Raw genomic sequence first — 8,522 nt, forward strand, 5'->3', positions numbered from 1 at the left:
TGGAAGCCGTGGTCGCGACGATCCGTCACCGGTTGTCGTTGCCGGTCGGGACCAAGGGCACCAGGAAGAGGCCCGGTGGTTACCGCAGCAGGTGGGAGTGGCACGCCAAGTCCCGGCGCCTGGCCACCCTTCAAGACCGGCTCACTACGGTGCGCGCTGATGTCGTGGCCGGTGTGGTGCGCGTGGTGCGTGGCGGTAAGCACGTGGCCCGTCACCGCCACTACCTCGCCGATGCTGGGTTGACCGAGTCCTCATGGCGTGAGTGGTGGGAAGCGGCTCGCTGGTTCCTTCAGGCCGATGGGGAGTCGGGGAAGCGGTTCGGGAACGAGACGATCCGGGTCAGTCCTGAGGGTGAGGTGTCGATCAAACTCCCGGCGCCGCTCAAGGAATGGGCGAACGCACCGCACGGCCGATATGTGCTCTCCGGCACGGCCGCCTTCACGCACCGCGGGGAGGAGTGGGTCGAGCGGGTGGCGGAGAACCGGGCGGTGGCCTACCGGGTGCACCTGGATGTGGATCGTGGACGCTGGTATGTGACCGCGTCCTGGCAGATCGCGGCGCCAGCGCAGGTCCCTCTTCAGGTCGCCCTCGCCGAGGGGGTGATCGGTGTCGATATGAACGCCGACCACCTGGCCGCCTGGCGCCTGGACACCCACGGCAACCCCATCGGGGACCCGCGCCGGTTCGACTACGACCTGTCCGGCGCTGCTTCCCATCGTGACGCCCAGGTCCGCCACGCTTTGACCCGACTGTTGCGCTGGGCACGGGACTGCGGTGTGCAAGCGATCGCGGTCGAAGACCTGGACTTCACCATCTCCAAGACCCGAGAGAAGCACGGCCGTAGGAAACGGTTCCGCCGACTCATCTCCGGCATGCCCACCGGCAGACTCAAGGCCCGGCTGACCTCGATGGCCCACGCCACCGCGATCACAATCATCGCCGTGGATCCGGCCTACACCAGCAGGTGGGGCGCCCAACACTGGCAAAAACCCACCACCACCGCCAAGAGGAAGACGTCCCGGCACGATGCGGCGAGCATCGCGATCGGGCGACGCGCCCAAGGGCACCCGATCCGGCGACGGACGGCACCGCCCCGCACCCACCAGAGTGATGGGTACGGGCCTCGGACCGTCCAGGCCGAACCGGGCGCTCGTGGGCGTGAGGGAATCCGCCACCCCGGTTGGGAACGCGCACACGATGCGCGCACCCCGACCCTGGGGGAAGACGAACGCGGAGGACCAGCGCATCCAACACCGTTCGGGACGCGCGCAGTACCAGGGGCGGCATCAGTCACTCCTGCACACTGCTGAGGAACGGTCTTGTACACGGGGTTCACCTCGGCGTACTTCGGCGAGAGCGCCCCGTAGTGGCCCATGGCGAGCATGGTGCGGGCCGGCGAGATCATCGTGGACTGGAGCGAGGAGGCCGAGGAGGACAGCACCGCCAAGGACATCAGGACGGCGAAGGGACCCATGATCGGGCCGGCCAGCGCCGCGAAGACGTTCTCCTGGATGCCGGGGTTGCCCAACCCGAACTCACCGGTGGACACACCCGAGTAGGACAGGGTGGCCACCGACACCGCGGTGTAGAGGGCCACGACCACCAGGATGGTGGCGATGGCGGCCTTGCCCGGGGTCGTGGTGGTGCCGCGGCTCTCCTCGTTCATCGTCACGACCACGTCCCAGCCCCAATAGATGAAGACCGACAGGGCCACACCGGCGGAGAAGGCGGAGAAGGATTCGACACCGAACGGGTTGAACCACTCCCAGCGCACGGGCGTGGCGTCGAAGGCCGCACCCGCGCCGACACGGGCGAACGCGGCGATCGAGAACCACACCAGCACCACCAGCTGGAACGTGACCAGGACGTACTGGAAGGTCTTGGTGGCCTCCAGACCCCGGTGGGAGATCCAGGCCGCGACGGCCATGAACACCAGGCAGGTCAGGACGTTGATCGGCACGTTGCGGGTCAGTTCGGCGATCTGCTCCTGGCCGGTCAGCTGCGCGATGGCCAGGTAGAAGAAGTCGACGGCGATACCGGCGAGGTTGGACAGCACCAGGATGGTCGCCGCCAACAGACACCAACTCGCCATCCACCCGACCCAGGGGCCGAACGCCCGTGAGGCCCAGGTGAAGGTGGTGCCGGAGTCGGGCATCGCCTGGTTGAGCTTTCGGTAGCCGATCGCCACCAGCAGCATCGGCACGAAGCCGACCAGCACGATCGCGGGCAGGTGTTCGCCGACCGCGGAGGCCGTCGGGCCCAGAGCGCCCGAGAGGGTGTAGGCCGGAGCGATGGTGGAGACACCGATGACCAGGCCTCCCAGGAGCCCGATCGCTCCCTTGCTGAGGCCCTTCCAGTTGTTCGACGCGTCTTCGGGGCCGGCCTTGGTCGGCTGACCGGTGGTGTGGGTCACGGGGGTGCTCCCTGTGTTCGCCGGGGTGGGTTTCGACGCCGCATCGTGGGCGCCGCGGGAACCGGTGGGCCGTGAGGGCACGGACCACCAGGGGATCGCCTAGAGGGCCGAGAGGGCCTCTTCGGCGGCACGTCGACCCTGGCGCAGTGCGCCGTCGACGTGTTGGTAACCCTCGGCGGCCAGGTCCGAGCAGGCCCAGCCGATCGGGCCCACGGGCGTGCGCTGCTCGGACCCGTAGCGGTGCAGGCCGCCCAGGTCGTAGCTGGCCGCGTAGGCGCCCCGGGTCCACTCCTCGGACGCGAAGTCCGACTCGAAGTAGACGGAGGGCTCCAAGGCCTCGTCGCCGAGGTAGTTCGCGAGGGAACGCAGGATCGCGGCGCGGCGCTCCTCGGCGGGCCCGCGCAACAGGTCGTCGGCGAGCTCGTCGGAGACGAAGGCGACCAGGGTGCCGCGCGTGTCCTCGTGGTTGGTGTTGTCGTAGACCTCCTGGCACACCTCCTCTGCGCCGAAGCCGGTGCCGGAGAGGCCCTTGTCCCGCCAGAACGGGCGCTCGTAGACCGCGTGGACCTTGATGACCAGGCCCATCGAGGTGTGCTGGTGCATCTGCTGTTGCAGCCACGGCAGCGCGGGCTCGAAGGAGATCCGCGAGTAGAGGTTGGGCGGCACGGCCACGACGACGCGGCGGGCGCGCACCGTCACCCGATCGGAGAGGACGACGGCCTCGCCGTGGGAGGCGGAGTCGTCCTCGTTCCAGCGGATACTCCGGACCGGGCTCTGGAGGAAGACCGTGCCCTCGTCCAGGGCGGCGGCCATCGTCTCCGAGACCGACTGCATGCCGCCCACGACACGGCGGTCCAAGATGAAGTCCTCGTCCACGAGGTTGGAGAAGGAACCGGCCGAGGCGGCCATGAGGACCGCCTGCAGCGTCGAGAACGCGTGGGCGGGCTTGGTCAGCATGCCACCGGCCATGAAGATGGCGATGTTCTTCCGGGCGGCCTCGTCGTCGGTCTGGCGACGCAGCCACTCACCGAACTGGAGGGTGTCCAGTTCACGGGCGAGCGGGTGGTCCCAGGGGCTCTCGACGCCGATGTCGGCGACGAGCTTGTCCAAGGCGGCGATGACGCGTTCCATCTCGGTCTCGGTCCGCTCACCGGCGGGGAACGTGGCGCCGGTGTACTCGTGCCGGGAACCGTCCGAGGCGAGGTAGACACTCGACCCCTCGCGAAAGCGGGGGAAGGTGCTCATGCCCAGTTCGTCGAGGAGCCCGAGCAGCTCGGTCTGGTCGGGGGAGACCCACTGGCCGCCGATCTCCAGGAAGGCGCCGTCGATCTCGCGGGACCAGGTGCGACCGCCGACGCGGTCACGGGCCTCCAGGACCGCGACGGAACGTCCGGCGGCCTGGAGGGTGCGTGCGGCCATCAGCCCGGACGGGCCGGCCCCCACGATCACGACATCGCGGTCGAGGACCTCGTCGCTGCCGATGACGTGTGTGCCACTCATGGGTGTGCTCCTTCGAACAACAAAATGAACTTCATTCATTAATGGGTACTACGTCCCCGATGTCAAGTGGCTCACACCCACGTCAGAGGGGCGAAGGTCCCGGTCGGCGGGCCTAGAGTCCCGTCACAGCGCCGCTTTCGAGCCGGGAGGACGCTTCTACAATGGGGAGGAAAAGGCGACAGGAAGAAGGCCTCAGTGACCCAACAAGCGCGCAGCGGACGAGGCCGGGGCAGGCCCTCCTCGCCGATCCTGTCCCGTGAACGCGTCACCGCGGCCGCGATCCGGATCGTGACCGATCAGGGCTACCGCCACCTGACCATGGCCTCGCTGTCACGCGAGCTCGGGGTCGCGGCGTCGGCCCTGTACAACCACGTCTCCTCCAAGCGCGACGTGCTGGTACTGATCCAGGACCGCATCAACGAACAGATCGACTGCTCGGCGTTCACCAGTCACCCCTGGGACCAGGCGCTACGGCAGTGGGCGCGTTCCTACCGGTGGTGCTTCATGGAGCACACCGCCCTCATCCCGGTCATGGCGGTACTGCCCGTCGCCGACTCGCCCCGGACACTGCGCATGTACGAACGCGTCACCTGCGCGCTGCGCGACGCCGGGATCGTCGGAGCGGACGCCGTGGACATCATCGTCGGCATCGAGGCGCTCGTCTTCGGAGCCGCCTACGACGCCTCCGCCCCCACCGACATCTTCGACCCGGGCGGCCTGGAGGATCTGGCCCCGACCTTCACCCGGTTCGCCGCGCAACGGTCGGCCGACCCCCGCGAAGCCGCCGACCGGGCCTTCGAACTCGCGCTCGACGCCCTGATCGACGGCCTGCGACAGAGGTACGCCGGCTGAGGTCCGGCGATCGGGTCACACCTCCAGCGCGTGCATGACGTGCTTGACCCGGGTGTACTCCTCCACCGAGTACAGCGACAGGTCCTTGCCGTACCCGGACGACTTGAACCCGCCGTGGGGCATCTCCGGGGTGAGCAGCACGTGCGTGTTCACCCAGACACAGCCGAAGTCGAGGTCGCGGGTCAGACGCATCGCCGCGCCGTGGTCGGAGGTCCACACACTGGAGGCCAGCGCGTAGTCCACGTCGTTGGCCAGGGCGACGGCCTCCTGCTCGGTGGCGAAGGTCTGCACGGTCAGTACCGGCCCGAAGGTCTCCTCCTGGACCAGCTCGTCGTCCTGTCGGACCCCGGTGATCACCGTCGGCTCGATGAAGAAGCCCTGGGAACCCTCGACGGACTCGCCCCCGGTCACCACGGTGGCGTGTTCGGGCAGCCGGGCGAGCTTGTCGGTGACCGAGGCGAAGTGCCGGGCGTTGTTCAGCGGGCCGAAGTCGTTCCGGGACTCGTCGGCGTCACCGGTGCGCGTCCCACGGGCCGCTTCGGCCAGCAGCTCCACGAACCGGTCGTGGGCGCTCTCCTGGACCAGCACTCGGGTGACCGCGGTGCAGTCCTGGCCGGCGTTGAAGGTGCCGAACTCCACGAGCGCCTTGGCGGTGGCGGGCAGGTCCGCGTCGGCGAAGACCACGGCCGGCGCCTTGCCGCCGAGCTCCAGGTGGCCGCGCTTGAGGCCCTTGGCGGCGGAGGCCGCGACCTGCCGGCCCGCGCGCACCGAGCCGGTGATCGAGACCATGACCGGCTCGGGGTGCTCCACCATGAGTTCCCCGGTGCCGGCGTCCCCCAGGAGCACGTTGAACACGCCCGCGGGGAAGATCTCACCGATGAGCCGGGCCAGGACCAGCGTCGACTCCGGGGTCGTGTCCGAGGGCTTGAGCACGATGCAGTTGCCGGCGGCCAGGGCCGGGCCGATCTTCCACACCGCCATGAGCAGCGGGTAGTTCCACGGGGTCACCTGCGCCACGACACCGACCGGCTCGCGGCGGACGTAGGAGGTGTGCCCCTCCATGTACTCCGCCGCGGCGCGCCCCTCCAGGGTGCGGGCGGCGCCCGCGAAGAAGCGCAGGTGGTCCACGCCCATGCCGATCTCCTCCTGGGAGATCATCCAACGCGGCTGGCCTGTGTTGCGGTGTTGGGCCTCGACGATCTCGTCGGCGCCGGCCTCCACCGCGTCGGCGAGCTTGAGCAGCAGGCGCTGCCGCTCGGTCGGGGCGGCGTGCTTCCAGGAGGCGAAGGCCTCGCGGGCCGCGGTGAAGGCGGCATCGACGTCGACGTGGTCGGAGACCGGCGACACCGCGACGGTGCGCCCGTTCGTCGGGTCGACGACGTCGATGGTCCCCTGCCCGTGAGCGTCGACGAACTCACCGTTGACGAAGTTCTTGAGGCGGCTGCCCATGGGTGTCTCCTTGGCCACAGAGTTAAATGATCCTCGTTCATTTTAGGGACAGGGGGAGTGATCGGCAACACATGGGCACGACGAAGGGCCGCCGTCCGCGATCGAGCACGGACGACGGCCCTCGTGGTGGGGGAGTCCTACTGTTCGTCGACGACCTCGAATTCGAGGGTGTCGGTGAACTCGCGACCGTAGGAGTCGGTCGCGGTCACCTCGGCGGTGTGCGCACCGGTTTCGAGGTCGCCCGGCAGGTCGAACCGCCACAGGTGCATCGTCCGGTCGGCGAGACTGCCGCCGTGCACCAGTTGCTGAGCGGCCGCGTACGGGTCCGAGTACTCGACACCCACGTTGACCGCCTCGCCCTCCAATTGTTGGGTGCGGGTGGCCGCCTCCGCCGGGGCACCGTCGACGGCGACCTCGACGTCCGAACCGGTGGAACCGAGGAAGAAGTTGGTCGTCAGCCAGGTGCCCTCGGTCAGGTCCGCCCGGTCGACCACCAGCGGCTCGTCCAGTTCGGGAGCCTCGCCGGCGGGGTCCTCGTTCCATTCCTGACGCTCGTCGAACCACTCGCGGTAGGTGGGGCTGTTGAGGCCCAACTGCGTCTGCACCTCGTCGGACTCACCCGTCACGGTGTAGCGCTCCATGAACTGGTCGCCCTCCACGTCCAACGTCACCAGGCCGGGACGGCCACCGTCGCGACCGATCGCCGTGGGGTAGCCGTCCTCGCCGACTTCACCGGAGTACCAGTCACCGGAGATCGCGCCCGCGGTGATGTGCGGGAACGGAATCCCCTCGATGCCGAAGAGGTCCCGCCAGCCCTCGACGTCGTCACCGGCCTTGAGGTTCTCGATGCTGTGGCTGTGCCCGGACACCGCGACGGCCTCGCGGCCCTCCACCAGCTCGTGCACGCGGACGACCTGGTCGACCTGGTGCACCGGGGAACCCTCGTCGGCGTAGTTGAGCAGACCGATGTGCCCGGCGAGCACGATCAGCTTGTCGTCGGCGACGTTCTCCAGGTCGCTCTCCAACCAGGCCAGCTGGTCGTCACTGATCCGGCCGTTGTAGGACGGGCTGCCCTCCGGGTCGGCGCAGTGCTCCTCGATGCCCTCGGGGCTGTCCGCGGCCGCGGTGCACGGGTAGTCGACGGTGTTCAGCGCGACGACGTGCATGTCGCCCACGTCGTAGGAGTAGTACGCGGGGGCCAGCTCCGACCGGAAGGTGTCGAAGGAGTGCGCGGCGCTCGGGGCGTCGAAGTCGAGGTCGTGGTTGCCGGGCAGGAACCGGGCCGGGCCGTTCGTCTCGCCGGTCAGTTCCTTGATGTCGGGGTAGAGCGACAGGTCGTCGCCCACGACGTCACCGACGAACAGGGTGCCGCAACCCGCGTAGTCGTCCCGCTCGGACAGGTCCTTGATGGCCCCGGCCCGCGCGTACTCGACCTCCTGCTCGTCGTAGGTCTGGAGGTCACCGGCGATGACACAGCTCTGCGCCGCCTCGGCGGTCAGTTCGCTCTCCACCAGGGGGAAGTTGACCGCGGCGGGCAGCGGCCCGGTCGGCTCGATACCCCCGTAGCGCAGCTCCGGGGAACCCTCGGGCAGGTGGTTGTAGTGGAACTGCGGGACGTTGTACTCGTCCACCGGCACCTGGTGGCCGGACGGCTGGGTGATCGACACCGTCATGTTGTCGAAGACGGGCAGCTCGTATTCGCCCTCATCGTCGGTCTGCACCACGTCGCGACCGTTGGTCACCGTGACCCCGGCCAGCCCGGCCTCGCCGTCACTGGCGCTGTCCCGGTCCGCGTCGATGAACACCTTGCCGGTCAGCACCGAGTCGTCCTCGGGGCCCTCTTCGGCACCGTCTTCGATGGAACCTTCGGTGGTGTTTTCGGTGGCGTCTTCGGCCTGGACGACCTCGATCGCGCCGCGGTAGGCGATGTCGTCCCAGTCCTCCGACGGCGAGGCCGTGGCGGGCACCAGGGTGAGGGAACCGACGACGACTGCGGCCGTCGACACGGTGAGAAGGGCACGAGAACAGCGACGCGTGCGCGGGGGGAGGGGCTCGCGGGCATGTTGGGAACGTGTCGTGAGCATGCGGATTGCTCTCCGATACCTCGGGGGTGAAGCCGGTCGGGGGACCGACGGAAAGCAACCTTTCTCGATTGGACTGAACACGGCCCCAGTTGCCGACCAACAGCCGACTACCGATCGGTGACGACTTGTTCGCTCATCGTTAGTGCCCACGAGCCGGGGGTGGTGTGGTGTGGGGGTTGATTGAGGTTCTCGGGCGTTCTATGGGTGTGTTGGTGGGGCGCCTG

Annotated in this window: 5 protein-coding genes; 1 reads left to right on the forward strand and 4 read right to left on the reverse strand. The window is 68.7% G+C overall.

Translation table 11 applies throughout. The annotated features are described in order from the left end of the window. Positions 1 to 952 precede the first annotated feature (952 nt). Both BQ8420_RS27800 and BQ8420_RS27805 read right to left on the reverse strand, forming a co-directional pair. Complete coding sequence (locus BQ8420_RS27800) at positions 953 to 2,413, reverse strand: APC family permease (protein WP_235006526.1); 1,461 nt, start codon at positions 2,411 to 2,413, stop codon at positions 953 to 955. 99 nt (positions 2,414 to 2,512) lie between these two features. Further along, positions 2,513 to 3,913: an NAD(P)/FAD-dependent oxidoreductase gene (locus tag BQ8420_RS27805; RefSeq protein WP_087102850.1), complete on the reverse strand. Its 1,401-nt coding sequence runs from the start codon at positions 3,911 to 3,913 to the stop codon at positions 2,513 to 2,515. A 195-nt stretch (positions 3,914 to 4,108) separates the two neighbouring features. Between BQ8420_RS27805 and BQ8420_RS27810 the strand changes: the two genes are divergently transcribed. Continuing rightward, a complete protein-coding gene (locus BQ8420_RS27810; protein WP_087102852.1) occupies positions 4,109 to 4,765 on the forward strand; it encodes a TetR/AcrR family transcriptional regulator in 657 nt (218 codons plus the stop codon). 15 nt (positions 4,766 to 4,780) lie between these two features. Here the strand turns inward: BQ8420_RS27810 and BQ8420_RS27815 are convergent, their stop codons facing one another. Continuing rightward, a complete protein-coding gene (locus BQ8420_RS27815; protein WP_087102854.1) occupies positions 4,781 to 6,214 on the reverse strand; it encodes a gamma-aminobutyraldehyde dehydrogenase in 1,434 nt (477 codons plus the stop codon). A 137-nt stretch (positions 6,215 to 6,351) separates the two neighbouring features. After that, the gene (locus BQ8420_RS27820) at positions 6,352 to 8,298 is read right to left on the reverse strand and encodes a calcineurin-like phosphoesterase family protein (protein ID WP_087102856.1); all 1,947 of its coding nucleotides are present in this window, start codon (positions 8,296 to 8,298) and stop codon (positions 6,352 to 6,354) included. Between the last annotated feature and the right edge of the window lie 224 nt (positions 8,299 to 8,522).

The organism is Nocardiopsis sp. JB363 (assembly GCF_900143625.1).
Lineage (GTDB): Bacteria > Actinomycetota > Actinomycetes > Streptosporangiales > Streptosporangiaceae > Nocardiopsis.

What these genes read in the sequence shown, in the direction of transcription:
- BQ8420_RS27805 (WP_087102850.1), bottom strand. Translation starts at nt 3,913, where the DNA reads ATGAGTGGCACACACGTCATCGGCAGCGACGAGGTCCTCGACCGCGAT.
- BQ8420_RS27815 (WP_087102854.1), bottom strand. Translation starts at nt 6,214, where the DNA reads ATGGGCAGCCGCCTCAAGAACTTCGTCAACGGTGAGTTCGTCGACGCT.
- BQ8420_RS27820 (WP_087102856.1), bottom strand. Translation starts at nt 8,298, where the DNA reads ATGCTCACGACACGTTCCCAACATGCCCGCGAGCCCCTCCCCCCGCGC.